Genomic DNA, 25680 nt, shown 5'->3' on the forward strand with positions numbered 1-25680 from the left:
ATTCATTTTTGACAATAATTGTGTTTCTCAATCAAATGGAGTACAAGCCATTATACACGACGGCGTTTTGGCGGACGGCATCCGTTGTGCGGAACCGGTGTAACGTCTCTGATTGCAGTAACTTCAAGACCTGCTGCTTGTAGTGAACGAATTGCTGCTTCACGTCCAGCACCTGGACCTTTAACAGTAACTTCCAATGTTTTCAAGCCGTGCTCCATAGATGTTTTTGCAGCTGTTTCAGCAGCCATCTGTGCAGCAAACGGGGTAGATTTACGGGAACCTCTAAAACCTAGTGCACCAGCACTTGACCAAGATAATGCATTACCTTGCATGTCAGTAATTGTAACGATTGTATTGTTAAACGTCGAACGGATATGTGCAATACCTGATTCGATATTCTTTTTCACGCGACGTTTACGAGTTTGTTGTTTACGTGCCATGTTAAGAAGATACCTCCTTTACCTATTATTTTTTCTTGTTCGCAACTGTCCGCTTTGGACCTTTACGAGTACGTGCGTTATTTTTCGTGTTTTGTCCACGAACAGGTAATCCACGACGGTGACGGATACCACGGAAGCTACCAATTTCCATCAAACGTTTGATGTTAAGAGAAGTTTCACGACGAAGGTCCCCTTCAACTTTTAAGCCGTCAATTTCCTCACGGATTTTATCAAGCTCAGCATCAGTAAGATCGCGTACGCGTGCTTCTTCAGATACTCCAGCTGCTGCCAATACTTTCTGAGCAGTTGTTTTTCCGATTCCGAAAATGTAAGTCAATGAAATTACAACGCGCTTATCGCGCGGAACGTCTACACCAGCAATACGTGCCATATAGATTGTGCACCTCCTTCTGAATTAACCTTGTCTTTGTTTATGTTTCGGATTTTCACAGATTACCATTACTCGGCCACGTCTGCGAATAATTTTACATTTTTCACAGATCGGTTTTACAGATGGTCTTACTTTCATCTTACCCAACCTCCTTCAATATTCCGGAGTGCAAAAGTTTATTTAAAACGGTATGTGATACGACCACGTGTTAAATCATAAGGCGAAAGTTCCATTGTCACTTTGTCGCCAGGCAGGATGCGGATAAAGTGCATACGAATTTTGCCTGATACATGCGCAAGAATCGTATGGCCGTTTTCCAGCTCTACTTTGAACATCGCGTTTGGCAACGTTTCGACTACGGTTCCTTCAACTTCAATTACATCGTCTTTCGCCATCAATCCTGTCTCCCTTCTATATCCAATAAAGGTTCTCACCATCGAGCGGCATCAGTCTCAAATCAATTATGCCTTGGCATAATTGCGTCTGGATTTTGAAATGCGCTTTGCGCATTTAACTCCCCTCAAAATCCATGACATCCGCCGGTGGCTTAACTTGAATCAGCGCGTATTTGAACTCACACTGATATAGTTATAGCCGGCATTCACTCCAACACATATTGAAATGGTGGACTTAGCTGAATCAAGTTAAAGCTTCCTTCAACATATGTCTGGATTGCATGAGTGATGTTCGAAAGACGTCTGTCACATTTCGTTTCCCTTAAGTCAGTCCCCGACCTCTTGTTGTGGAAAATCGCGTCGGAATGGACACGACTGTCCAGATTGCCGTGGATGAGTTCCTAGTTGCGCTATACAGTTCTTTCCACTAAATGATTATACCTACTTTTGTAGCTAAATGCACTTATGAGGATTCAGAACCTACGCCCGCAGAACTCCGACTAGTTCCTATACCGGGCATCAAATGCTTTTGCAGCTCGTTGAATTACCTCTTCATACCATATTACTACTATGCCCAAAAATGACCAATAATATCTACGGCTGAAAAAGCTTACTGTCCGCTTTTTTGAAGAAGAGCGTCCAGATCTTTGAAAACGTCACTGATGTCCTGTTGTCCATCAATGTTAGCCAACACGCCTTTGGCATCATAATAAGCCAATAGCGGTGCCGTTTGGTTCATATTTACTTCCAGACGGTTTGTTACAGTTTCGGGATTGTCATCCGCACGTTGGTAAAGATCGCCACCATCTTTATTACATTTCCCTTCAACCTTTGGCGGGTTGAATTGAAGATGATAAGATGAGCCGCAAACTTTACAAATACGACGGCCAGTTAGCCTTGCGATAAGTTCTTCTTTCTCAACTTGGATATTGAGTACATGATCAATTTTTCGTCCCATGTCAGCGAGTAAACCATCAAGCGCTTCTGCTTGTGGAACTGTACGCGGGAATCCATCGAGTAGAAAACCATTATCACAATCGGATTTGCTTAATCGTTCACGCACAATGCCAATTGTTACTTCATCAGGAACAAGAGCGCCTTGATCCATGAACGATTTTGCTTTGACTCCAAGTTCCGTACCTTCTTGAATAGCTGCACGGAACATATCGCCTGTAGAAATATGAGGGGTTTCGTACTTTTCGACAATTCCGTCTGCCTGTGTACCTTTACCAGCACCTGGCAGACCCATTAATACGATATTCATACGTCTTGCCCTCCCATTTTCACATCCGAGCTACAAAAAGTTGTAACTCTTATTTCATGAAACCTTTGTAATGCCTTTTCACAAGTTGTGATTCAAGCTGCTTCATCGTTTCAAGGGCAACCCCAACGACGATGATTAGACTTGTTCCTCCAATTTGCGCGGCCTGTGGAAGGTTTGCAAAATTGATAAAGAATATCGGCATGACTGATACAACTGAAAGGAAAATTGCTCCTACAAATGTCAGTCGATACAAAGTTTTCGTTAAGTAGCTTTGAGTGTTTTGTCCTGGACGAATGCCCGGGATATACGCACCCTGCTTTTTAAGATTATCCGCAATATTTTCTGGATTCACTTGGATAAACGCATAGAAGTACGTGAATGCAACAATCAATGCGATGTAGAAGACCATACCAACCGGTTTCGTATAATCGAATACAGTCGTAATTGTTGTCGTCACACTATTTGTTCCAAAGAAAGCAGCCAATGATTGTGGCGTCATGAAAAATGCTGCCGCAAAGATTACCGGGATAACTCCCGCAGCATTAAGTTTCAATGGTAAATGTGTCTGTTGACTTGCAGTCGAAGGACCGCGGCCAGTGACACGCTTCGCATATTGGATTGGAATTTTCCGTAGTGCTTCTTGGAAGTAGATAATCCCAACAGTTATTGCAATGACCACTAGGAGTAACAGAAGCATCATCGCAATTCTAATGAATAGCGCGTCGCCTGCATCCTGGATCTGAGTTGCGTAAAGTTGGTTGACTGCATTTGGAATCGCTGCAACAATACCTGCAAAGATAATGATGGAAATACCATTTCCAACACCTTTTGCCGTAATTTGCTCGCCAAGCCATAGAAGAAATGCAGTTCCTGCCGTCAATACGATCGCAATGACCACATATGTCGAAACACCTTCGCTAGTTATTAGCGTACCGTCGTACATCCGGTTGAAACCAAATGACATGGCAATCGCTTGAATAAAAGCTAGGATTATTGTGAAATATCTTGTGAACTGAGCAAGTTTACGTCTTCCAACGTCCCCTTGTTTCGCCCATTCAGAAAATTTCGGCACAACATCCATTTGCAATAATTGCACGATAATAGATGCTGTAATGTATGGCATAATCCCCATCGTTAAGATAGAGAAGTTAGCAAGAGCTCCCCCGCCAAATACATTCATTAACCCAATCAGATTATTATCAGATTGTTGTAAAGCAGTTGCGTCAACGTTTGGAACTGGGATGAATGTCCCTAGTCGATAAACGATCAGCACAAGTAATGTGTAAAAGATTTTAGACCGTATATCTCTAACGCGCATAAAGTTGGAGATTGTCTGAAACATTAAACCACCTCGGTTTGCCCGCCCGCTTTCTCGATCGCTTCAACAGCAGAAGCAGAGAATTTGTGAGCTTTGACAGTGATCTTTTTATCAAGAGTTCCGTTTCCAAGAATCTTAATTCCTGATTTGGCTTTGCTCACGATGCCTGATTCGAGTAGTAGCTCGGGAGTTACTTCCGTTCCAGCATCGAAACGATTAAGTGTATCAAGGTTTACGATTGCATATTCCTTACGGTTAATGTTCGTAAATCCACGCTTAGGAAGACGTTGGAAAAGTGGAATCTGTCCACCCTCGAATCCTAGACGTACGCCACCGCCCGAACGTGAGTTTTGACCATCATGACCTCTACCAGAAGTCTTACCATGACCAGAACCTGTACCACGTCCAACACGTTTACGTTTTTTACGAGCACCTTCAGCTGGTTTCATATCGTGTAATTTCATTTCTTTGGCACCTCCTTATTCAAAAATCGGAATTATTGTTCCTTGACAGTAACCAGGTGGTCCACTCTGTTGATCATGCCGCGAATTGCAACATTATCTTGGTGTTCTACCGTTTGGTTCAATTTACGTAGTCCAAGCGCTTCAACAGTTTTACGTTGTGCTGGCTTTGAACCGATTACGCTTTTTGTAAGGGTGATTTCAAGTTTGTTCGCCATTGTGTTTCCCCCCTTAACCTAACAGTTCTTCTACGGATTTGCCGCGCAATTTAGCTACATCTTCAGCGCGTTTCAAATTCGTCAATCCTTCGATTGTTGCACGAACCATATTGATTGGTGTGCTTGAACCTAGGGATTTGGAAAGAATATCCGTGATACCTGCAAGTTCAAGTACCGCACGGACAGGTCCACCAGCGATTACTCCAGTACCAGGTGCTGCAGGTTTGATAAGAATTTTTCCTGCACCAAAATGTCCAAGTACTTGGTGTGGAGTCGTTCCTTTGACCATTGGTACAACGATCAAATTCTTCTTCGCATCTTCGATAGCTTTACGGATTGCATCTGGAACTTCTTGTGCTTTACCTGTACCGAAACCTACACGACCATTTTTATCTCCGACAACGACGAGAGCTGTAAAGCGGAAACGACGTCCACCTTTTACAACTTTCGCTACGCGGTTAATCGTAACTACGCGTTCTTCGAATTCACTTTGTTTCTGATCATTACGACGCATGAAATGTGTCCCTCCTTCTTAATTAAAATTCCAGACCGTTTTCACGTGCTGCGTCCGCAAGAGCTTTCACACGGCCGTGAAATAGGTAACCGCCACGGTCGAAAACTACCGCCTTGACGTCCTTTTCAACAGCTTTTTTCGCGATCAACTCGCCGACTTTAGCCGCTGCTGCAGTGTCTGCCTTGGAATCAGAACCGAAGTCTTTATCCATTGTAGAAGCACTTGCAATCGTTACGGCATTTACATCATCGATCAATTGAGCATAGATATGCTTGTTTGAACGGAAGACGTTTAGACGTGGACGAGCTGCAGTTCCGCTAATTTTCGTACGTACGCGTACATGACGCTTTTTACGAGTAACGTTTTTATCTTGTTTCGTGATCATCGTGGTCACTCCTTCCGGGATGCCTTAAGCGGCATTATTTACCTGTTTTACCTTCTTTACGACGTACGATTTCGCCTTCATAACGAATCCCTTTGCCTTTATACGGCTCTGGTGGGCGTACTTGTCGGATGTTCGATGCTAGAGCACCAACGCGTTCTTTGTTAATACCGCGTACAATGATTTTTGTGTTTGCAGGAACTTCAACTACGATTCCTGCTTCCGGTGTGAATTCAACCGGATGTGAGTAACCTACGTTCAATACAAGTTTTGTACCTTGAAGTGATGCACGGTAACCTACCCCAACAAGTTCAAGAGTTTTTTCAAAACCTTTTGAAACGCCTGTCACCATATTATCGAGTAATGAACGTGTCGTTCCGTGAATAGAACGATGTTCTTTAGATTCAGAAGGACGGACCAAAGTGATCACGTTAGCTTCTTGCTCGATTTTAATATCAGAGTTAAATGTGTTTGTAAGTTCGCCTTTAGGTCCTTTAACAGTAACGAAGTTGCCATCAGCGATGGTTACAGTTACGTCTGCAGGTACCTCAATCGGCTTTTTGCCAATACGGGACATTCAATTGCACCTCCATTCATTTGTTACAAATTACCATACGTAAGCGACTACTTCTCCGCCTACTTGTTTAGCACGTGCTTCCTTATCAGTAAGGACACCGTGTGATGTTGAAACGAGGGCGATGCCAAGACCATTCAAAACTTTAGGTACTTCATTTGTTTTTGCGTAAACACGAAGACCAGGTTTTGAAATACGTTTAAGACCTGTGATAACACGCTCGTTGTTTTGACCATATTTAAGGAAAATGCGGATGATACCTTGTTTGCTATCCTCTACGAATTCAACTTCGCGGACGAAACCTTCGCGTTTCAAGATTTCTGCAATTTCTTTTTTCATATTTGAAGCAGGTACTTCAAGCTTCTCGTGACGAACCATGTTCGCGTTACGGATGCGTGTAAGCATATCTGCGATCGGATCACTCATTGTCATTCCATTTACCTCCTTCCCAAATTGCCGGGTTTACCAGCTGGCTTTTTTAACGCCTGGAATTTGTCCTTTGTACGCTAGTTCGCGGAAACAAATACGGCAAAGCTTGAATTTACGATATACAGAATGCGGACGACCACAACGCTCACAGCGTGTGTATGCCTGCACTGGGTGCTTAGGTGTACGTTGTTGTTTAGCGATCATTGATTTTTTAGCCACGTTTACGCCTCCCTCTTATTTACTTTTGGAACGGCATGCCGAACTGCGTTAATAACTCACGTGCTTCTTCATCGGAGTTTGCAGTTGTAACGATGACGATATCCATACCGCGTATTTTAGAAACTTTATCGTAGTCGATTTCAGGGAAAATAAGTTGCTCTTTAACTCCAAGCGTATAGTTTCCGCGACCATCGAATGCTTTCTTTGAAACACCACGGAAATCACGTACACGAGGTAACGAAACCGAGATTAGCTTATCAAGGAACTCATACATACGCTCACCGCGTAGTGTAACTTTAGTTCCGATAGGCATCCCTTCACGGAGACGGAATCCCGCGATTGATTTCTTCGCTTTTGTGATGACCGGTTTTTGACCAGCAATGATTGTAAGATCTTCTACTGCTGCGTCTAGTGCTTTCGTGTTTTGAACAGCATCACCAACACCCATGTTGATGACGATTTTGTCGACTTTTGGTACTTGCATAACTGACGTATATTCAAACTTGCTCATAAGAGCAGGTGTGACTTCACTTTTAAACTTTTCCTTTAGACGGCTCATCTGTTGGACCTCCTTTCATCCGTTACTTATTTATCCAGGTTTTCACCGGATTTTTTAGCAACACGAACTTTTTTGCCATTTTCAATCTTGTATCCTACACGAGTGGGCTCGCCTGTCTTAGGATCGATCACCATGACGTTTGATACGTGAATCGCTGCCTCTAGGCTAATGATTCCACCTTGAGGATTTTCTTGGTTAGGTTTCGTATGTTTTTTAACAATATTGATACCTTCCACAAGTACGCGATCCTTTTTAGGATAAGCAACTAGGATCACACCTGTTTTGCCTTTATCTTTACCTGTGATCACCATAACTTTATCGCCTTTTTTAACATGCATTCTGTCGCACCTCCTTGATTGGCACTGTCATGTGAATTAAAGAACTTCTGGAGCTAGTGAAATGATTTTCATGAAGTTACTGTCGCGGAGTTCGCGAGCAACTGGTCCGAAAATACGTGTTCCACGTGGGCTCTTATCGTCACGGATGATAACACATGCGTTTTCATCAAACGTAATGTATGAACCATCTTTACGACGTACCCCGCTTTTCGTACGAACGATAACAGCTTTTACAACTTCACCTTTTTTAACAACGCCACCTGGTGTTGCTTTTTTAACCGTAACCACGACTACATCACCGATGTTTGCTACTTTACGGCCTGAACCGCCTAAAACTTTAATTGTAAGTACTTCACGAGCGCCTGAGTTGTCAGCGACTTTCATGCGACTTTCCTGTTGAATCATTGAGGCTACCTCCTCCCGGATTTATATCTCCGAACGTTATTAGATGATGACCGCTTTTTCGACGATTTCTAGAACACGGAAACGTTTTGTTGCTGATAATGGACGAGTCTCCATAATACGAACAACATCACCGATTTTCGCTTCATTCAATTCATCATGGGCCTTGAATTTCTTAGAGTACTTTACACGTTTACCGTATAAAGCGTGCTTCTTTTGTGTTTCGATCATTACAGTAACTGTTTTATCCATTTTGTCGGATACTACACGGCCTGTATACACTTTGCGCTGGTTACGCTCAGTCATGGCTGCAACCTCCTTCATCAGTTATTTGCACTGATTTCTCTTTGACGTATTACAGTTTTCATGCGCGCAATCGATTTACGTACTTCACGGATGCGTGCAGTGTTTTCTAATTGACCTGTCGCTAACTGGAAGCGTAGGTTGAAAAGCTCTTCTTTCAGTGATTTCACTTTTTGCTCAATCTCTGCAGTTGTTAAGTCACGGATTTCATTAGCTTTCATTAGATTCACCACCAATTTCTTCACGTTTTACAAACTTACACTTGATAGGAAGCTTGTGAGATGCGAGGCGAAGTGCTTCACGTGCAACTTCTTCTGACACACCTGCGATTTCAAACATAACTCTGCCAGGTTTAACAACTGCTACCCAGCCTTCTACAGCACCTTTACCGGAACCCATCCGGACTTCAAGAGGCTTTTTCGTATATGATTTATGCGGGAAGATGTTGATCCAAACTTTACCGCCACGTTTCATATAACGTGTCATCGAAATACGTGCAGCTTCAATTTGACGGTTTGTAATCCATGCAGATTCCATAGCTTGGATACCGAACTCACCGAACTGTACCGTTGCTCCGCCTTTTGTAGTTCCGCGCATTTTACCACGGAATACACGACGATATTTAACGCGTTTAGGCATTAACATATTAGTTGCCTCCTTCCTCAGAGTTCTTCTTCTTCACTGGAAGGACTTCTCCACGGTAAATCCATACTTTAACGCCAAGCTTACCATAAGTTGTGTCTGCTTCTGCGTGTGCATAATCAATGTCTGCACGTAGTGTATGGAGAGGGACAGTACCTTCACTGTAATGTTCCGCACGAGCGATGTCTGCACCGCCAAGACGTCCAGATACTTGTGTTTTAATTCCTTTAGCGCCAGAGCGAATTGTACGTTGAATCGCTTGTTTCTGTGCACGACGGAATGATACGCGGCTTTCTAGTTGACGTGCAATTGATTCTGCGACTAGTTTCGCATCAAGGTCTGCACGCTTGATTTCGATAATGTTGATGTGAACACGCTTGCCTGAGATATCATTAAGTTGTTTACGAAGTACTTCTACCTCGGAACCACCTTTACCGATTACCATACCTGGCTTCGCAGTGTGAATAGTAACGTTAACTCGTTTTGCAGCGCGTTCGATTTCTACTTTAGAAACAGAAGCTTCTACAAGACGTTTTTCAATATAAGCACGGATTTTTAAATCTTCGTGTAGTAGAGTCGCATAGTCTTTTTCAGCATACCATTTTGACTCCCAATCACGGATGATACCAACCCGTAAACCGTTAGGATGTACTTTTTGACCCACGAATTATCCCTCCTTTTTTTCTGATACCACTACAGTGATGTGGCTTGTGCGTTTGTTGATTGCACTCGCGCGTCCCTGTGCACGTGGACGGAAACGTTTCATTGTCGGACCTTCATCTACGAATACTTCGCTGATGATTAGGTTTTCGACATTCATTTCGTAGTTATGTTCAGCATTTGCAATCGCTGAATTTAATACTTTTTCCACTACCGGAGATGCCGCTTTCGGCGTCAGGCGTAGAATCGCGACAGCTTCACCGATTTTTTTGCCCCGGATAAGATCAACGACTAAACGGACTTTACGAGGAGCAATACGGACTGTGCGGGCAATAGCTTTTGCTTGTTGCATCAGATTAACCTCCTCTCAATTAGCGTCTTGTTTTCTTATCGTCAGCGCCATGACCTTTGTATGTGCGCGTAGGTGCGAATTCACCTAGTTTATGACCTACCATATCTTCAGTCACATAGACAGGTACGTGTTTACGTCCGTCGTAGACAGCAATCGTCATTCCAATGAACGACGGGAAGATAGTTGAACGGCGTGACCAAGTTTTAATAACCTGTTTTTTCTGGGATTCCTTTTGTTCTTCAACCTTTTTAATAAGGTGATCATCTACAAAAGGTCCTTTTTTCAAGCTGCGGCCCATGTCGGAACCTCCCTCCGTGTTTGTACTACGGTCCAATCATTGAACCGCAGTGCGCTCACATTATTTTTTACGACGACGAACAATAAATTTGTCGGATTTGTTGTTTTTCTTGCGAGTTTTGAAACCAAGAGTTGGTTTACCCCAAGGAGTAACTGGTGACTTCATACCAATACCAGTACGTCCTTCACCACCACCATGTGGGTGATCGTTAGGGTTCATAACAGAACCACGAACCGCTGGGCGTTTGCCTAACCAACGTGAGCGTCCTGCTTTACCGATATTAATAAGTTCGTGTTGCTCATTACCAACGTGACCAATTGTCGCGCGGCATGTTGCAAGGATCATGCGAACTTCGCCAGATTGAAGACGTACGATAACGTATTTATCTTCGCGGCCTAGTAGCTGAGCAGATGTACCTGCTGAACGTACAAGTTGACCACCTTTACCTGGTTTCAATTCGATGTTATGGATAGTTGAACCCATTGGAATATTTTCAAGTGGAAGTGTGTTACCTACTTTAATATCCGCATCTGGACCTGACATAACTGTCATGCCAACTTCCAATCCTTTTGGTGCGAGGATATAACGTTTCTCCCCGTCTACATAATTGATTAAAGCGATGTTCGCAGAACGGTTCGGATCGTATTCGATCGTAGCAACGCGTCCAGGTATGCCATCTTTCCGGCGTTGGAAATCGATGACACGGTATTGGCGCTTATGGCCTCCACCTTGGTGACGAACAGTAGTCCTACCTGTATTGTTACGGCCGCCTTTCCGTTTAAGCGGTGCAAGCAATGATTTTTCTGGTTTGTCTGTAGTAATTTCAGCAAAGTCAGAAGAAGTCATGTTACGACGTCCGTTGGAGGTAGGTTTGTATTTCTTAATCGCCATTGGTGTTCCCTCCTTTGTATAATTAACTAGCTTAGGTGATTAAATTAGATTTCAAAAAGTTCGATGTCTTTTGAATCAGCAGTTAGTGTAACAATCGCTTTACGGCGTTTGTTTGTATAGCCTGCGTGTTTACCCATACGTTTGAACTTACCTTTGTAGTTCTGAACGTTGACTTTTTCGACTTTTACTCCGAAAATTTCTTCGACAGCTTGCTTCACATGTGTTTTGTTAGCGCGCGTGTCAACTTCGAAAGTATATTTTTTGAATTCCATTTGCTCAGAAGAACGCTCGGTAATGACCGGACGTTTTAAAATATCACGTGCTTCCATTAACCAAGCACCTCCTCTACTTTTTGAACTGCTGCTTTCGTCATAACAAGTTTGTTATGGCCGATAAGGTCAAGGACGTTAAGTCCTGATGCAGTAACAACACTGATTCCAGGGATGTTACGTGCTGATAATGCTACTGTTTCGTCTAAGTCTGCAGTTACGATCAATGCTTTTTTCTCGATTGAAAGTGCTGCTAGTACTTTAACGAATTCTTTTGTTTTTGGTGCATCGAATGTAAGTCCATCAAGAACGATCATGTCTTCTTCGCGTACTTTCGTTGAAAGTGCTGAAAGAAGAGCTAATCTACGAACTTTTTTCGGTAGTTTGTAACTATAGCTTCTTGGATTCGGACCAAATACGATACCGCCTCCACGCCATTGCGGTGAACGAATCGACCCTTGACGAGCACGTCCTGTTCCTTTTTGGCGCCATGGTTTACGTCCACCACCAGCGACTTCCGCGCGTGTTTTTACTTTATGGTTCCCTTGGCGTAATGACGCACGCTGTTGAACCAATGCTTCAAATAAGACAGCTTCGTTCGGCACGATTCCAAAAATCGCATCGTTTAGTTCGATGTCGCCGACAGAAGAACCTGTCTGGTTTAGTACGGATACTTTAGGCATTCCTGTTTCCTCCTTTCTTTAGTGGTCAGTTCCCTTTGATTGCGCTGCGCACTTGTAGAAGTGACTTGCGTGATCCCGGAACGTTACCTTTTACAAGTAGCAAGTTACGTTCTACATCTACTCGTATGATTTCAAGATTTTGAATCGTTACTGTTTTACCACCCATACGTCCTGGTAGTTTTTTTCCTTTGAATACACGTTGAGCATCAACAGATCCGATAGAACCTGGTGCGCGGTGAAAACGTGATCCGTGGCTCATTGGTCCTTGTGAATAACCGTGGCGTTTAACAACACCTTGGAACCCTTTACCTTTTGTTGTTCCTGTAATATCGACAATATCGCCTTCAGCGAAAGTATCAACTTTGACTTCCTGACCAACTTCGTACCCGTTCACGTCTAATTCGCGGAATTCGCGAATGAAGCGCTTAGGTGCCGTAGCAGCTTTAGCAACATGTCCTTTTTCAGGTTTGTTAGCTAGCTTTTCTCGTTTATCTTCAAAACCGATTTGGATTGATTCGTAGCCGTCTGTTTCAGTTGTTTTCTTTTGAAGAACAACGTTTTGTCCAGCTGCAATTACCGTTACCGGGATGAGGTCGCCGTTTTCAGCAAATACTTGCGTCATACCGACTTTTCTTCCTAAGATTCCTTTGGTCATTTGTCACACCTCCTGAATTAATTTAAGTTTTATTTAGTAGCAATTAAAGTTTGATTTCAATGTCTACGCCCGATGGTAAATCGAGTTTCATTAACGCATCCACAGTTTGTGGTGTTGGGTTAACGATGTCGATAAGACGTTTGTGTGTACGCATTTCAAACTGTTCGCGCGAATCTTTGTATTTATGCACCGCACGAAGAATCGTGTAAACAGATCTTTCAGTTGGAAGTGGAATCGGACCCGACACACTAGCACCTGAACGTTTTGCTGTTTCTACAATTTTCTCAGCTGATTGATCCAAAATTCTGTGATCATATGCTTTCAAACGAATACGAATCTTTTGTTTTGCCATTATTTTCCCTCCTTTTCGCCTATTTTGTTATAGACATTCTCCACGAAAATTTCCCACACACATGCCATGGCAAAGCGGCCGGGTGTGTCGGCAACCTCTCGCTTCATCGCAGTCAAAGACCAACATTAAAGATTATACACGTAAAAAAAGAATTCCGCAAGTCTTTTGTGGAATTTCTTTTCTCAACTTTACTATTATAATTCTATTTGATTTGAAATGCAACTTGTATGTTAATAGTCAGACCATTTAACTCAAGCCTCTTACTGATTAGTTATGCACAAGAGTAGCACAACACTTCCATATCGAAGCATTTAAGATATCGCGAGAAAAAATCCCGCCACAAAGGGCGGGATTTAAGAATCTAAAATTATTTAAGGATTGAAGCTACAACGCCAGCGCCTACAGTACGTCCACCCTCACGGATAGAGAATTTCGTACCTTCTTCTAGAGCGATTGGAGCGATTAGTTCGATTGTCATTTCAATGTTATCTCCAGGCATAACCATTTCTACGCCTTCTGGAAGAGCGATAACGCCAGTCACGTCAGTTGTACGGAAGTAGAACTGTGGACGGTAGTTTGAGAAGAATGGAGTGTGACGTCCACCCTCTTCTTTTGAAAGAACATAAACTTCAGATGTAAACTTTGTGTGTGGAACGATTGTACCTGGTTTAGCAAGTACTTGTCCGCGTTGGATGTCATCACGAGCTACACCACGAAGTAGTGCACCGATGTTGTCACCAGCTTCTGCATAATCAAGAAGTTTACGGAACATTTCTACACCTGTAACAGTTGTAGATTTTGCTTCTTCAACGATACCGATGATATCAACAACATCTCCAACTTTAACTACTCCACGCTCAACGCGTCCAGTAGCAACAGTTCCACGTCCTGTGATTGAGAATACGTCCTCAACAGGCATCATGAATGGTTTTTCAGTATCACGTGGTGGTGTTGGGATGTACTCGTCAACAGCAGTCATAAGTTCCATGATTTTATCTTCGTATGCTTCGTCGCCTTCAAGTGCTTTAAGAGCAGAACCTTTAATGACAGGAATGTCATCGCCAGGGAAGTCATATTCAGAAAGAAGATCACGAATTTCCATTTCAACAAGCTCAAGAAGTTCTTCGTCATCAACCATGTCACATTTGTTCATGAATACTACTAGGTAAGGAACACCAACTTGACGTGAAAGAAGGATGTGCTCACGTGTTTGTGGCATTGGACCATCAGCTGCAGAAACAACTAGGATTCCGCCGTCCATTTGAGCAGCACCAGTGATCATGTTTTTAACATAGTCGGCGTGACCTGGGCAGTCAACGTGTGCATAGTGACGAGTTTCAGTTTCATATTCGATGTGAGACGTGTTAATAGTAATACCACGCTCTTTTTCTTCAGGTGCGTTATCAACATCAGCGTATGAACGTGCTGTTCCACCTAATTTTTTAGAAAGAACTGTTGCGATTGCTGCAGTTAGAGTTGTTTTACCATGGTCAACGTGACCAATTGTTCCAACGTTAGCATGTGTTTTGGAACGATCGAATTTTTCTTTACCCATTTGGGAATTCCTCCTTAAAATATAAAAGTTTTTTTAGTTTTTTTGAAGCTACAGGTGTTGGAGGGCCCTCCACCTACCCATATCTTACAAGTAATTTACTATAGAAACAAGTTCAAATTATAATTATTCGCCCTTGTTTTTCTTGATGATTTCTTCAGCAATTGATTTCGGCACTTCTTCGTAGTGATCGAATACCATTGAGAAGTTTCCGCGTCCTTGTGTGTTAGAACGAAGAGATGTTGCATAACCAAACATGTTCGCAAGTGGAACCATTGCACGAACTACTTGTGAATTACCACGAGCTTCCATTCCTTCTACACGGCCACGGCGTGAAGTAACGTCACCCATGATATCGCCCATGTATTCTTCTGGAATTTGAACTTCTACTTTCATCATTGGTTCAAGTAGAACTGGGTTAACTTTCGATACAGCGTTTTTCAATGCCATAGATGCAGCAATTTTGAACGCCATTTCGTTGGAGTCAACGTCATGGTAAGAACCGTCGAATAGACGAGCTTTAATGTCGATTAAAGGATAACCAGCAATTACACCATTATCAAGTGAATCACGGATACCTGCTTCAACTGCCGGAATATATTCACGTGGAACAGATCCTCCGACAACATTATTGACGAACTCGAATCCTTTTCCTTCTTCGTTAGGAGAGAACTCGATCCAAACGTGACCAAACTGTCCGCGTCCACCGGATTGACGCACGAATTTACCTTCAACTTCCGCTGAAGCACGGAATGTTTCACGGTAAGATACTTGCGGTGCTCCAACGTTCGCTTCAACATTGAATTCACGACGCATACGGTCTACAAGAACGTCAAGATGCAACTCGCCCATACCGGCGATGATTACTTCTCCAGTTTCTTGGTCTGTGTGCGCACGGAATGTTGGGTCTTCCTCTTGAAGCTTAGCAAGCGCCATACCCATTTTATCTTGGTCGGCTTTTGTTTTAGGTTCAACAGAAAGTGAAATTACTGGTTCTGGGAAGTCCATTGACTCTAGGATTACAAGTGCTTTGTCGTCACATAATGTGTCGCCAGTTCCTGTATCTTTAAGTCCGACTGCAGCAGCAATCTCCCCTGCGTGTACTTCAGCAATTTCTTCACGAGAGTTCGCATGCATTTGTAGAATACGTCCTACGCGCTCACGCTTACCTTTTGAAGAGTTTTGCACGTATGATCCTGATTGAAGAACACCAGAATACACACGGAAGAATGTAAGTTTACCTACATAAGGGTCTGTCATTACTTTAAAAGCAAGTGCCGAGAACGGCTCTTCGTCGCTTGAGTGACGTTCTACTTCTTCATCAGTCTCAGGATTCGTCCCTTTCATAGCAGCGATATCAAGTGGTGATGGGAGGTAGTCGATTACTGCGTCAAGGACGAGTTGGACACCTTTGTTCTTGAATGCAGTTCCACATACGACAGGGTAGAATTCAACTGCAAGCGTAGCTTTACGAATTGCAGCTTTGATTTCTTCTTTCGTAATTTCTTCTTCATCCAAGAATTTGTTCATAAGATCTTCGTCGAATTCAGCAACCGCTTCAATTAGCTTTTCACGGTATTCTTCTGCTTTCGCACGATGTTCTTCTGGAATTTCTTTTATTTCAGCATTTAGACCTGTGTCATCGCCGTAGTAAACAGCATTCATTTCAACTAGGTCAATGATTGCAGCGAAAGAATCTTCTGCACCAATTGGTAATTGAATTGGATGTGCGTTTGCACCAAGACGCTCAACTAGTGTACCTACTGAGTAAAGGAAATCTGCACCCATTTTGTCCATTTTGTTGACAAAAACTAGACGCGGAACGCCGTAGTTTGTCGCTTGACGCCAAACTGTTTCTGTTTGTGGTTCAACGCCCGATTGAGCGTCAAGTACCGTTACAGCACCATCAAGAACACGAAGTGAACGTTCAACTTCAACAGTGAAGTCTACGTGACCTGGTGTGTCAATGATGTTTACGCGGTGAGCTTTCCATTCTGCAGTTGTTGCAGCGGAAGTGATCGTGATACCACGTTCTTGCTCTTGTTCCATCCAGTCCATTTGAGATGCACCTTCGTGCGTTTCTCCGATTTTGTGGATTTTACCAGTGTAATAAAGGATACGCTCAGTCGTAGTTGTTTTACCAGCATCGATGTGAGCCATGATACCAATATTACGTGTATTCTCTAAGGAGAATTTTCTAGCCATGTTGTTGATCTCCTTCCGTTTCGGATTAGAGTATGAACTTTATTCGCGGAATAAAGTTTATGCCTCCGGCAAACACAAATACGCCAAGGCGCATTTGATGATATTGCCGAATATTACCAGCGGTAGTGAGCGAATGCTTTATTCGCTTCTGCCATTTTGTGCATTTCTTCGCGACGTTTAACGGATGCACCTGTATTGTTAGAAGCGTCAAGAATTTCATTCGCAAGACGTTCTTCCATTGTTTTCTCACCACGTGAACGTGAGTAGTTTACAAGGTAACGTAGTCCAAGAGTCGTACGACGCTCCGGGCGTACTTCAACTGGCACTTGGTAGTTTGCTCCACCAACACGACGTGCACGTACTTCAAGTACCGGCATTACGTTGTTAAGTGCAGCTTCAAATACTTCAATTGGATCCTTACCAGAACGTTCTTTCACAAGCTCGAACGCACCATAGAGGATTTTTTGAGATGTACCTTTTTTACCGTCAACCATCATTTTATTGATAAGACGTGAGACGAGTTTCGAATTATAAATCGGATCCGGAAGTACGTCACGTTTTGCAACAGGACCTTTACGAGGCATGTTGTTTTCCTCCTTTCAAAGTTTTTAAGCTTTTTCCGCTTAAATAACTATCAATCATAATTTTTGTTTAAATTAGCTTTTTTTAACTTTAGGTTTTTTAGCACCGTACATAGAACGGCTTTGCATACGGCCAGTAACTCCAGCAGTATCAAGCGCTCCACGAACAACATGGTAACGAACACCCGGTAAGTCTTTTACGCGTCCGCCGCGAATAAGTACGACACTGTGCTCTTGTAGGTTATGACCTTCACCAGGAATGTACGCATTGACTTCCATTTGGTTCGTCAAACGAACACGTGCATATTTACGAAGAGCCGAGTTTGGCTTCTTCGGTGTCATTGTACCAACACGTGTACAAACACCTCGTTTTTGTGGTGAGTTCACGTTCGTCATTGACTTTTTGAAGCTGTTATAGCTTTTCCCGAGTGCTGGTGCTTTAGATCCTGTCACGTTTGGTTTACGTGGTTTGCGGACCAATTGGTTAATTGTAGGCATCGGATTTTCCTCCCTTCGTACTTGTTTTGTAAGACCACACATCCAGGTGGTTCATTTTTGGGGTAAAAACAAAGTCTTTGTGCTTCTTCACACAAAAACCATTATCCAGTAATCGCAACCACGGCTGCACCGACTTGAATTCCACATGCATTTCCGAGTCTTTCTTTCGAATCAACATATGTCACTTGGACGCCATGAAGCGCGGCTTCCTCCTTTACAGGAGCAACAACCCGTTCTTCAGCATCTTGCGCGATAATGACGGCAGTCACTACCCCTGCACGGATCGCTTTCACTGTCTGCTTTGTACCGATGATTGTCTTCTTTGCCCGCTCGACTTTTTCATAAGACATTTCCATATCCTCCAAAGTACAGACATTCAACTATCAACCTTTTGTATATTATCACCTGCAAAGAAAATTGTCAACACATAAAGGATAAAACGGGGGGATTTAAATCCCCCGTTTTAGTATCGAATTATTCAGCTGTAACCTTCTTAGCTGAAGTTTTCTCTCCACCTTGCTCCATAACGATGTGACGGTAACGTTGCATTCCCGTTCCAGCTGGTACAAGTTTCCCGATAATAACGTTTTCCTTCAAACCAAGTAGTTCGTCAGTTTTCCCTTTGATTGCTGCATCTGTCAAGACACGAGTTGTTTCTTGGAATGACGCTGCAGACAAGAAGGATTCTGTTTCAAGTGACGCTTTTGTAATACCGAGAATGACAGGACGACATGTCGCTGGAACTTTTCCAGCTTTCAGCACGACTGCATTCGCATCTGCAAATTGATGGATGTCTAACAATGAGCCCGGCAATAGATCCGTGTCTCCTGCTTCGATGATGCGCACTTTACGAAGCATTTGGCGAACCATTACTTCTACGTGTTTATCACCGATTTCAACACCTTGCATACGGTATACTTTTTGAACTTCTTTCAAGAGGTAATTTTGAACAGTGGCTACATCTTTTACAACAATCAGTTCCTTCGGATCGATAGAACCTTCTGTAATAACATCGCCTCGGTCAATCGTATCGCCAACTTGAACTTTCAGGCGAGCATTGTACGGCGCAAGATACTTACGCGTTTCCACTTCACCTTGAATAGTAATTTCCTTCTGACCTTCGCGGATTTCATCAATTTCAATGATGCTACCTTTGATTTCTGAGATAACCGCTTGCCCTTTCGGATTCCGCGATTCGAAGATCTCTTGGATACGAGGAAGACCTTGTGTAATGTCATCCCCTGCAACTCCACCTGTATGGAATGTACGCATTGTAAGCTGTGTACCTGGCTCACCGATAGATTGTGCAGCGATAATACCAACCGCTTCACCAACCTCAACCGTTTCGCCAGTAGCCAAGTTAATGCCGTAACATTTCTTACAAACACCATGCTTCGTATTACATGTAAATGCTGAACGAATTGTCACAGTTTCAATACCCGCATCAAGAATGTTGCGCGCAGCATCCGCCGTAATAAGTCCGTCTCTTTCAAGAATTAACTTGCCAGTTTCAGGATGATAAATTGTCTTCTTCGTGTGACGACCTTCAATACGCTCATCCAGACCTTCAATCAATTCCGTACCTTCCATCAATGCACTGATTTCCAGACCACGGTCTGTTCCACAGTCATCTTCACGAACGATAACATCCTGCGCAACGTCGACGAGTCGGCGTGTTAAGTAACCTGAGTCAGCTGTTTTAAGGGCTGTATCCGCAAGTCCTTTACGCGCACCGTGTGTAGAGATGAAGTACTCAAGTACTGTCAGTCCTTCACGGAATGAAGATTTGATTGGAAGTTCAATGATACGACCAGCCGGGTTGGCCATCAGACCACGCATACCCGCAAGCTGCGTGAAGTTAGATGCGTTACCCCGTGCCCCTGAGTCACTCATCATGTAAATCGGGTTCGAGTGATCAAGAGAATCCATCAGTTTCGCTTGGATGACATCCTTCGCATGACTCCAGTAAGAAATAACGCGATCATATCGCTCTTCTTCTGTAATCAAACCACGGCGGAACTGTTGCATCACTTTATCAACTTTATCTTGCGCCTCTTGCAAAATATCGCCTTTGTTAGGTAAAACAACGATATCCGAGATACCGATTGTGATTCCTGCACGCGTTGAATATTTGAATCCTAGGTTTTTCATGCGGTCAAGCATTCTTGACGTTTCTGTAATGTGGAAACGTTTGAAAATTTCCGCGATGATATTCCCAAGGATTTTCTTCTTGAACGGCTCCACAAGTTCCATTTCCGCGAAATGTTTTTTCACATCTACAGTTCCTGGAACGAAATAATGAGCAGGCGTTTCAACTTCCAAGTTGGAATCAGTTGGTTCGTTAATATACGGGAACGATTCCGGTAAAATTTCGTTAAAAATTACTTTCCCAACCGTCGTTAATAACAATTGGCTATTTTGTTCTTCCGTAAATGTCGGGTTATTCAACGAACCTGCTTGAATAGCGATCCGTGAGTGAAGATGCACGTGACCATTATGATAAGCGATAAGTGCTTCGTCCGCATTATGGAATACAGTTCCTTCACCGGTTGCACCTTTACGCTCCAATGTCAGGTAGTAGTTTCCTAAAACCATATCCTGGGATGGCGTAACGACTGGTTTACCGTCTTTCGGGTTCAAAATGTTTTGTGCAGCTAGCATGAGTAAACGTGCTTCTGCTTGTGCTTCTGCTGATAAAGGAACGTGAACAGCCATCTGGTCACCATCGAAGTCAGCGTTATAAGCTGTACAGACGAGTGGATGCAGTGTGATTGCACGCCCTTCTACAAGAATCGGCTCAAACGCTTGAATTCCAAGACGGTGAAGAGTTGGTGCTCGGTTCAGAAGGACCGGATGCTCTTTAATGACATCTTCAAGAACGTCCCATACTTCCGAATGAAGGCGTTCGATTTTACGTTTAGCGCTCTTAATGTTGTGTGCAAGTCCTCGTTCAACGAGTTCTTTCATCACAAATGGTTTAAACAATTCAATCGCCATTTCTTTCGGCAGACCACACTGATACATTTTCAAGTTAGGTCCAACAACGATAACGGAACGACCAGAATAGTCAACACGTTTTCCAAGTAAGTTTTGACGGAATCGTCCTTGCTTACCTTTCAACATATGAGACAAAGATTTCAACGGACGGTTACCTGGTCCTGTAACTGGACGACCACGACGGCCATTATCCACGAGCGCATCGACCGCTTCTTGCAGCATCCGCTTCTCGTTTTGAACGATAATTCCAGGTGCCCCAAGGTCAAGTAGACGTTTCAAACGATTATTCCGGTTAATAACCCTACGATATAGATCATTCAAGTCAGAAGTTGCAAATCGTCCGCCGTCAAGTTGTACCATCGGGCGTAGTTCTGGCGGAATAACCGGCAGTACTTCAAGGACCATCCACTCAGGCTTGTTACCTGAGTTACGGAACGATTCAACAACTTCAAGACGTCTAATCGCACGTGTACGGCGCTGCCCTTGAACAGTTTTCAATTCTTCTTTCAAGAATTCCATTTCTTTATCGAGATCGATCGCCATTAACAGACGTTCAATCGCTTCTGCACCCATAAGTGCTTGGAATTTAGAACCATACTTTTCACGATAAATACGATATTCCCGTTCAGAAAGCAATTGCTTTCTTTCAAGCGGTGTATCCGCAGGATCTACAACAACATAAGATGCAAAGTAGATGATTTCTTCCAAAGCACGTGGTGTCATATCAAGGATAAGTCCCATACGGCTTGGAATCCCTTTGAAATACCAAATATGTGTAACAGGGGCTGCAAGTTCAATATGCCCCATACGTTCACGGCGTACTTTTTGACGAGTTACTTCTACTCCACAACGGTCACAAACGACGCCTTTGTAGCGTACACGTTTATACTTCCCGCAATGACATTCCCAATCTTTTGTAGGTCCGAAAATACGTTCACAAAATAGACCATCTTTTTCAGGTTTTAACGTACGGTAGTTGATTGTTTCTGGCTTTTTTACTTCTCCATAGGACCATGAACGAATCTTATCTGGTGAAGCTAGGCCGATTTTCATATACTCAAAATTGTTTACATCTATCAAGGAGCCTACCTCCCTTTAGTCTTATCGCTGCTTTTGGCTTTTCCGAGCAAGCGCACACTTTTAATCAAACATACTTAAGGGGGAAACATTATCCCCCTTAACAATCAGTTATATCATCACTAGGCAAATCAGACAGGCTGATCCTCTTTTATAAGATTCAAAGCGTCTGTTGGTTGCATATCATCATCGTCATCAAGATCGCGTAACTCAATTTCTTCTAAATCGAGTGACAACATCTTCACGTCCAACCCAAGGCTTTGAAGTTCCTTAATAAGAACCTTGAACGATTCTGGAACACCTGGTTGAGGAACGCTTTCACCTTTGACAATCGCTTCATACGTTTTCACGCGTCCTACGACGTCATCGGATTTCACAGTTAGAATTTCTTGAAGCGTGTAAGCTGCACCATATGCCTCGAGTGCCCACACTTCCATCTCCCCGAAACGCTGGCCACCAAACTGAGCTTTACCACCCAGCGGTTGTTGCGTAACAAGTGAGTATGGTCCTGTTGAACGGGCATGAAGCTTATCGTCAACCATATGCGCCAGTTTAATCAAGTACATGACACCAACAGATACACGGTTGTCGAAGGCTTCACCAGAACGACCATCATACAGGATTGTTTTTCCGTCACGGTCCATTCCAGCCTCTTCCATCGTTTCCCACACATCTTCTTCATTGGCTCCATCAAATACAGGAGAAGCCATGTGAATACCAAGGCTGCGGGAAGCCATACCAAGATGCATTTCCAAAACTTGTCCGATGTTCATACGTGATGGTACACCAAGCGGGTTAAGCATGACGTCAATCGGTGTGCCATCTGGTAAGTAAGGCATATCCGACTCCGGCAAGATACGAGAAATAACCCCTTTGTTTCCGTGACGTCCGGCCATTTTATCTCCAACAGAAATTTTACGTTTCTGAACGATATAAGCGCGAACGAGTTGGTTCACACCTGGTGGCAATTCGTCACCGTCTTCACGGTTGAACACTTTCACGTCAAGAACAATCCCACCAGCACCATGTGGTACACGTAGAGATGTATCGCGAACTTCACGTGCTTTTTCACCGAAGATTGCATGTAGCAGTCTTTCTTCAGCTGTTAGCTCCGTAACTCCTTTTGGAGTCACTTTACCAACTAGGATATCGCCATCACGAACTTCAGCACCTATACGAATGATTCCCCGGTCATCAAGATTACGAAGTGCATCTTCACCAACGTTTGGAATATCACGTGTAATTTCCTCAGGTCCGAGTTTCGTATCTCGTGCTTCAGATTCGTATTCTTCGATATGAACCGAAGTAAATACGTCATCCTTTACAAGACGCTCACTCATAATGATAGCATCCTCATAGTTGAAACCGTCCCAAGTCATGAACGCAGTTAGAACGTTACGCCCTAAAGCAAGTTCTCCTTGTTCCATAGATGGACCATCCGCCAAAATATCAAGCGGCTTAACTCGATCTCCTACACTTGTAATCGGACGTTGGTTATAACATGTTCCTTGGTTCGAACGGATGAAGTTTTCCAAACGATAAATCGTCAGGTCACCCTTCACTTCTTTGCCATCCACAGTTTCAATGCGGCGTACACGAATTTCTTTCGCCTCGACATGTTCAACAATCCCGTCGTATTTCGCAAGAACCGCAGCACCTGAGTCACGCGCTGACACGTGCTCCATACCTGTTCCTACAAAAGGAGCTTCTGGATTGAGCAAAGGAACTGCTTGACGTTGCATGTTCGCTCCCATAAGCGCACGGTTGGAGTCATCATTCTCAAGGAATGGGATACACGCCGTCGCCGCAGAAACTACCTGCTTAGGTGAAACGTCCATATAATCAATTTGTTCACGTTTAAATACTGTATTATCCCCTTGGAAACGACCGACGACGCCTTCATTGACGAAAGAGCCATCCTCCGCAAGAATCGCATTCGCTTGTGCCACGACGTAGTTATCTTCCACGTCCGCAGTCAAGTAATCGATTTGCGCTGTAACGCGTCCTGTTTCCGGGTCAACTTTCCGGTAAGGTGTTTCAATGAAGCCGAACTTATTCACCTTCGCAAATGTTGACAACGAGTTGATTAGTCCAATGTTCGGTCCCTCTGGCGTTTCAATCGGACACATACGGCCATAGTGGGAGTAGTGAACGTCACGTACTTCCATTCCGGCACGTTCACGTGTCAAACCACCGGGTCCGAGTGCTGATAGCCTACGTTTATGTGTCAGTTCCGCAAGTGGGTTCGTCTGATCCATAAACTGGGAAAGTTGAGAGCTACCGAAAAACTCTTTTATCGATGCAATAACTGGACGAATATTAATCAGTTGCTGCGGTACGATAGATTGCGTGTCATTAATGGACATACGCTCTTTTACAACGCGCTCCATACGGGAAAGCCCAATACGGAACTGATTTTGTAGAAGTTCCCCAACCGAGCGAAGACGTCGATTACCGAGGTGATCGATATCATCCGTATTGCCGACACCGTGAAGAAGATTAAAGAAATAACTAATAGATGCAACGATATCCGCAGGTGTTACGTGCTTGACAGACTCATCTACATAAGCATTAGAAATAACATTGATAACCTGTTTCTCTTCACTTTTCGGAGAATATATTTTAATTGACTGGATTGTAATCTTTTCATCCAGTACTCCACTTGCGTGCGTAATTTCTTCAAAACCGATTCCTTTTTCTAAATGCGGAAGAAGGCGATCTAATGCACGACGATCTATAAGCTGGTCCTTTTCCAGTAAAATTTCACCTGTTTCAGGATCAACTAATGTTTCCGCAACAATTTGATTGAACAAACGGTTTTGTGCATGCAATTTTTTATTCATTTTATAACGTCCAACGTTTGCTAGGTCATACCTTTTCGCATCGAAGAAACGAGAGAACAAGAGGTTCTTCGCGCTATCAAGTGTTGGCGGTTCTCCTGGACGGAGGCGTTCGTAAATTTCAAGCAATGCTTTTTCAGAAGTTTCCGTATTGTCCTTTTCAAGCGTGTTGCGTAAGTACTCGTTATCACCGATTAACTCAATGATTTCCTGATCGGATGAAAATCCGAGTGCACGAAGAAGTACTGTAATTGGCAACTTACGTGTCCGGTCAATGCGGACATGAACGACATCTTTTGCATCTGTTTCATATTCCAACCAAGCACCACGGTTTGGAATAACAGTTGCACCAAAGCCACGTTTACCGTTCTTGTCTGTCTTATCACTGTAATAAACACTTGGCGAGCGGACAAGCTGAGATACGATTACCCTCTCCGCACCATTGATAACAAAAGTTCCGTTTTCTGTCATAAGTGGGAAATCACCCATGAAAACGTCTTGCTCTTTTACTTCTTCTGTTTCTTTGTTATGCAAGCGAACTTTCACACGTAGCGGCGCTGCAAAAGTAACGTCACGCTCTTTTGATTCATCAACGGGATATTTAGGATCTCCCAACTGATAGTCAATGAATTCCAACGAAAGATTTCCCGTAAAGTCTTGAATCGGAGAAATATCGCGGAACATTTCTCGTAGTCCTTCTTCCATGAACCACTCATAAGATGCCGTCTGGATTTCAATCAGATTCGGCAGATCCAGCACTTCGCTGATCCGTGCGAAACTTCTACGCTGACGGTGTTGACCATACTGAACTAAATGACCTGTCAACTCTTTCACCCCTTATCAATTTCGCCTTGGTGGAATTGCGTCCGGATTTTTTCAAGCCCGCTCGAAAAAATTCGCGACTTCCGCCGGAGGCTTCAT

Annotated in this window: 34 protein-coding genes; all 34 read right to left on the bottom strand. The window is 43.4% G+C overall.

The annotated features are described in order from the left end of the window. Positions 1-50: 50 nt before the first annotated feature. Positions 51-440, bottom strand: a complete 390-nt coding sequence (gene rpsK / locus R2B77_RS13445; protein ID WP_203247893.1) for a 30S ribosomal protein S11 — start codon at positions 438-440, stop codon at positions 51-53. Between the two features lie 25 nt (positions 441-465). Beyond that, positions 466-831, bottom strand: coding sequence for a 30S ribosomal protein S13 (gene rpsM, locus R2B77_RS13450; RefSeq protein WP_192596926.1), 366 nt, complete (start codon positions 829-831; stop codon positions 466-468). 24 nt (positions 832-855) lie between these two features. Then, the gene (gene rpmJ / locus R2B77_RS13455; protein ID WP_084212378.1) at positions 856-969 is read right to left on the bottom strand and encodes a 50S ribosomal protein L36; all 114 of its coding nucleotides are present in this window, start codon (positions 967-969) and stop codon (positions 856-858) included. Between the two features lie 38 nt (positions 970-1007). Beyond that, positions 1008-1226, bottom strand: coding sequence for a translation initiation factor IF-1 (gene infA / locus R2B77_RS13460; protein WP_060203457.1), 219 nt, complete (start codon positions 1224-1226; stop codon positions 1008-1010). A gap of 610 nt (positions 1227-1836) precedes the next feature. Further along, positions 1837-2490 carry an adenylate kinase gene (locus R2B77_RS13465; protein ID WP_203247892.1) on the bottom strand — a complete coding sequence of 218 codons (654 nt, stop codon included), beginning with the start codon at positions 2488-2490 and terminating at the stop codon, positions 1837-1839. A gap of 49 nt (positions 2491-2539) precedes the next feature. Further along, the gene (secY, locus tag R2B77_RS13470; protein WP_203247891.1) at positions 2540-3832 is read right to left on the bottom strand and encodes a preprotein translocase subunit SecY; all 1293 of its coding nucleotides are present in this window, start codon (positions 3830-3832) and stop codon (positions 2540-2542) included. Beyond that, the gene (rplO, locus tag R2B77_RS13475; RefSeq protein WP_203247890.1) at positions 3832-4272 is read right to left on the bottom strand and encodes a 50S ribosomal protein L15; all 441 of its coding nucleotides are present in this window, start codon (positions 4270-4272) and stop codon (positions 3832-3834) included. Before rplO ends, secY begins: the two co-directional genes overlap by 1 nt. Before the next feature lie 32 nt (positions 4273-4304). Continuing rightward, the gene (rpmD, locus tag R2B77_RS13480) at positions 4305-4487 is read right to left on the bottom strand and encodes a 50S ribosomal protein L30 (RefSeq protein WP_203247889.1); all 183 of its coding nucleotides are present in this window, start codon (positions 4485-4487) and stop codon (positions 4305-4307) included. Between the two features lie 13 nt (positions 4488-4500). Further along, a complete protein-coding gene (rpsE, locus tag R2B77_RS13485) occupies positions 4501-5001 on the bottom strand; it encodes a 30S ribosomal protein S5 (RefSeq protein ID WP_203247888.1) in 501 nt (166 codons plus the stop codon). Between the two features lie 22 nt (positions 5002-5023). Next, complete coding sequence (rplR, locus tag R2B77_RS13490; protein WP_203247887.1) at positions 5024-5386, bottom strand: 50S ribosomal protein L18; 363 nt, start codon at positions 5384-5386, stop codon at positions 5024-5026. Positions 5387-5420: 34 nt separating this feature from the next. After that, the gene (gene rplF, locus R2B77_RS13495) at positions 5421-5960 is read right to left on the bottom strand and encodes a 50S ribosomal protein L6 (protein WP_203247886.1); all 540 of its coding nucleotides are present in this window, start codon (positions 5958-5960) and stop codon (positions 5421-5423) included. A gap of 30 nt (positions 5961-5990) precedes the next feature. Continuing rightward, positions 5991-6389 carry a 30S ribosomal protein S8 gene (gene rpsH, locus R2B77_RS13500; protein WP_203247885.1) on the bottom strand — a complete coding sequence of 133 codons (399 nt, stop codon included), beginning with the start codon at positions 6387-6389 and terminating at the stop codon, positions 5991-5993. Between the two features lie 30 nt (positions 6390-6419). Further along, on the bottom strand, positions 6420-6605 hold the full coding sequence (locus R2B77_RS13505; protein ID WP_203247884.1) for a type Z 30S ribosomal protein S14: 186 nt from the start codon (positions 6603-6605) through the stop codon (positions 6420-6422). Positions 6606-6624: 19 nt separating this feature from the next. Next, positions 6625-7164, bottom strand: coding sequence for a 50S ribosomal protein L5 (gene rplE / locus R2B77_RS13510; RefSeq protein ID WP_203247883.1), 540 nt, complete (start codon positions 7162-7164; stop codon positions 6625-6627). 26 nt (positions 7165-7190) lie between these two features. Next, positions 7191-7502, bottom strand: a complete 312-nt coding sequence (gene rplX, locus R2B77_RS13515; RefSeq protein WP_203247882.1) for a 50S ribosomal protein L24 — start codon at positions 7500-7502, stop codon at positions 7191-7193. 36 nt (positions 7503-7538) lie between these two features. Then, a complete protein-coding gene (rplN, locus tag R2B77_RS13520; protein WP_067204773.1) occupies positions 7539-7907 on the bottom strand; it encodes a 50S ribosomal protein L14 in 369 nt (122 codons plus the stop codon). A 39-nt stretch (positions 7908-7946) separates the two neighbouring features. Further along, positions 7947-8210, bottom strand: coding sequence for a 30S ribosomal protein S17 (gene rpsQ, locus R2B77_RS13525; RefSeq protein WP_322555724.1), 264 nt, complete (start codon positions 8208-8210; stop codon positions 7947-7949). Between the two features lie 17 nt (positions 8211-8227). After that, a complete protein-coding gene (gene rpmC, locus R2B77_RS13530) occupies positions 8228-8428 on the bottom strand; it encodes a 50S ribosomal protein L29 (protein ID WP_025783856.1) in 201 nt (66 codons plus the stop codon). Next, a complete protein-coding gene (gene rplP / locus R2B77_RS13535) occupies positions 8418-8852 on the bottom strand; it encodes a 50S ribosomal protein L16 (protein WP_203247880.1) in 435 nt (144 codons plus the stop codon). The genes rpmC and rplP overlap by 11 nt, the downstream gene beginning before the upstream one ends. A 1-nt stretch (position 8853) precedes the next feature. Then, positions 8854-9513, bottom strand: a complete 660-nt coding sequence (gene rpsC, locus R2B77_RS13540; protein WP_203247879.1) for a 30S ribosomal protein S3 — start codon at positions 9511-9513, stop codon at positions 8854-8856. A gap of 3 nt (positions 9514-9516) precedes the next feature. Then, positions 9517-9861, bottom strand: coding sequence for a 50S ribosomal protein L22 (gene rplV, locus R2B77_RS13545; protein WP_203247878.1), 345 nt, complete (start codon positions 9859-9861; stop codon positions 9517-9519). Between the two features lie 19 nt (positions 9862-9880). Further along, positions 9881-10159 (bottom strand): 30S ribosomal protein S19, encoded by a 279-nt coding sequence (gene rpsS / locus R2B77_RS13550; RefSeq protein ID WP_203247877.1) that lies wholly within the window; start codon positions 10157-10159, stop codon positions 9881-9883. Positions 10160-10219: 60 nt separating this feature from the next. Further along, positions 10220-11050, bottom strand: coding sequence for a 50S ribosomal protein L2 (gene rplB / locus R2B77_RS13555; RefSeq protein ID WP_203247876.1), 831 nt, complete (start codon positions 11048-11050; stop codon positions 10220-10222). 44 nt (positions 11051-11094) lie between these two features. Then, positions 11095-11379 (bottom strand): 50S ribosomal protein L23, encoded by a 285-nt coding sequence (gene rplW, locus R2B77_RS13560; protein WP_203247875.1) that lies wholly within the window; start codon positions 11377-11379, stop codon positions 11095-11097. Then, the gene (gene rplD, locus R2B77_RS13565; RefSeq protein WP_203247874.1) at positions 11379-12002 is read right to left on the bottom strand and encodes a 50S ribosomal protein L4; all 624 of its coding nucleotides are present in this window, start codon (positions 12000-12002) and stop codon (positions 11379-11381) included. The genes rplW and rplD overlap by 1 nt, the downstream gene beginning before the upstream one ends. A gap of 25 nt (positions 12003-12027) precedes the next feature. Continuing rightward, a complete protein-coding gene (rplC, locus tag R2B77_RS13570; RefSeq protein WP_203247873.1) occupies positions 12028-12657 on the bottom strand; it encodes a 50S ribosomal protein L3 in 630 nt (209 codons plus the stop codon). 43 nt (positions 12658-12700) lie between these two features. Next, entirely contained in the window at positions 12701-13009 is a 309-nt protein-coding gene (gene rpsJ / locus R2B77_RS13575) for a 30S ribosomal protein S10 (RefSeq protein WP_042478628.1), read from the bottom strand. A gap of 367 nt (positions 13010-13376) precedes the next feature. Continuing rightward, positions 13377-14564, bottom strand: a complete 1188-nt coding sequence (gene tuf, locus R2B77_RS13580; RefSeq protein WP_203247872.1) for an elongation factor Tu — start codon at positions 14562-14564, stop codon at positions 13377-13379. Between the two features lie 123 nt (positions 14565-14687). Beyond that, entirely contained in the window at positions 14688-16766 is a 2079-nt protein-coding gene (gene fusA, locus R2B77_RS13585; RefSeq protein ID WP_203247871.1) for an elongation factor G, read from the bottom strand. Between the two features lie 113 nt (positions 16767-16879). Beyond that, complete coding sequence (rpsG, locus tag R2B77_RS13590) at positions 16880-17350, bottom strand: 30S ribosomal protein S7 (RefSeq protein WP_067407705.1); 471 nt, start codon at positions 17348-17350, stop codon at positions 16880-16882. A gap of 72 nt (positions 17351-17422) precedes the next feature. Beyond that, on the bottom strand, positions 17423-17845 hold the full coding sequence (gene rpsL, locus R2B77_RS13595) for a 30S ribosomal protein S12 (protein WP_203247870.1): 423 nt from the start codon (positions 17843-17845) through the stop codon (positions 17423-17425). Positions 17846-17946: 101 nt separating this feature from the next. After that, positions 17947-18195 (bottom strand): ribosomal L7Ae/L30e/S12e/Gadd45 family protein, encoded by a 249-nt coding sequence (locus R2B77_RS13600; protein WP_203247869.1) that lies wholly within the window; start codon positions 18193-18195, stop codon positions 17947-17949. Positions 18196-18319: 124 nt separating this feature from the next. Beyond that, a complete protein-coding gene (rpoC, locus tag R2B77_RS13605) occupies positions 18320-21922 on the bottom strand; it encodes a DNA-directed RNA polymerase subunit beta' (protein ID WP_203247868.1) in 3603 nt (1200 codons plus the stop codon). Between the two features lie 128 nt (positions 21923-22050). Further along, positions 22051-25593, bottom strand: coding sequence for a DNA-directed RNA polymerase subunit beta (rpoB, locus tag R2B77_RS13610; protein ID WP_203247867.1), 3543 nt, complete (start codon positions 25591-25593; stop codon positions 22051-22053). Between the last annotated feature and the right edge of the window lie 87 nt (positions 25594-25680).

The organism is Sporosarcina beigongshangi, assembly GCF_033485195.1.
In the GTDB taxonomy this organism is placed as follows: Bacteria; Bacillota; Bacilli; order Bacillales_A; family Planococcaceae; genus Sporosarcina; species Sporosarcina beigongshangi.